The 319-nt window shown below is 52.7% G+C and carries 1 protein-coding gene; it reads left to right on the top strand.

Annotated elements, in window-relative coordinates; translation table 11 throughout:
• Positions 1-55: 55 nt before the first annotated feature.
• Positions 56-319, top strand: a 264-nt coding sequence (locus tag F0U44_RS24475) for an uL14 family ribosomal protein (RefSeq protein WP_223163838.1), incomplete at its 3' end; no start/stop codon positions are given.

Raw genomic sequence — 319 nt, 5'->3', positions numbered from 1 at the left:
GAGAGGACGTGGTGGTTCCGCGGGAGCGAAATTCCGTATCTCCCTGGGTCTCCCAGTGGGAGCAGTAATCAACTGCGCCGACAACACAGGGGCAAAGAATCTGTATGTGATCGCTGTCCAAGGTATCAAAGGTCGCCTGAACAGACTGCCGGCGGCCGGTTCCGGGGACATGATTGTGGCCACAGTCAAAAAGGGTAAACCTGAACTCCGGAAAAAGGTAATGCCGGCAGTGGTCATCAGGCAGCGGAAACCATTCAGAAGGCGTGATGGAGTATTTATATACTTTGAGGACAATGCGGGTGTCATAGTCAATAACAAG

This window comes from Nocardioides humilatus, from assembly GCF_008373755.1.
Lineage (GTDB): Bacteria > Actinomycetota > Actinomycetes > Propionibacteriales > Nocardioidaceae > Nocardioides > Nocardioides humilatus.
This window is presented reverse-complemented; position numbering and strand designations above follow the sequence as displayed.